Genomic DNA, 716 nt, shown 5'->3' with positions numbered 1-716 from the left:
GAGCCTCGGTGTCCATGTGAGCCGCCTGCGCCTGCTGGTAATTCTTGGCGTCGCGCTCGGCGTTGGCGGCGCTGTTGCTGTCACCGGCACGATCGGCTTCATCGGCCTCATCGCGCCGCATCTGATGCGCCCGATCATCGGTCACGATCCCGCACGATTGCTGATTCCGAGCGCCCTGACMGGCTCGGCGCTGTTGCTGGCCGCGGATATCGCCGTGCGCATCATCCCGTCGACCACAGACATCAAGGTCGGCGTCCTGACATCGATCATCGGCGTGCCATTCTTCCTCTATCTCATCATGCGCGAGCGGCGCGCACTAGGCGGAGGCGTGGCATGAGCGATCAGGCGCTGCTGACCGCGAGCCATCTGAGCGTCACGCTCTCTGGCCGCCCCGTGCTGCACGACGTCTCGCTCTCACTGAGCGCCCGGCATCTCGTCGCTTTGGTCGGCCCGAACGGCGCCGGCAAGACAACGCTGCTGCGCGCATTGGCAGGCTTGCAGTCGTCCATTGGCGCGATCCATGTCGCCGGCGATACACTAGCGTCCTTGTCGCTCCGCGAGCGCGCAAAACGCTTCGGCTATCTGCCGCAAGGCCATGTCGTGCATTGGCCGCTCGACGTGAAGGACGTCGTCGCCCTCGGCCGCTATCCGCATGGCGCCACCGATCCGGCGCGGCTGACATCATCGGACAAGGCTGCGGTCGAGCGCGCAATGCG

The 716-nt window shown here is 66.0% G+C and carries 2 protein-coding genes; both read left to right on the top strand.

Annotated features, from left to right (window positions below):
• Positions 1 to 337, top strand: a 337-nt coding sequence (locus AC1DS5_RS25030; protein WP_477720945.1) for a FecCD family ABC transporter permease, incomplete at its 5' end; no start/stop codon positions are given.
• The coding region (locus tag AC1DS5_RS25025) for an ATP-binding cassette domain-containing protein (RefSeq protein ID WP_477720944.1) at positions 334 to 716 on the top strand (383 nt) is incomplete at its 3' end. The genes AC1DS5_RS25030 and AC1DS5_RS25025, both read left to right, overlap by 4 nt.

This window comes from Polaromonas sp. P4_H1 (assembly GCF_056400945.1).
Note: the sequence above shows the minus strand (reverse complement) of the source record. Positions and strands in the feature narration are given on the sequence as shown.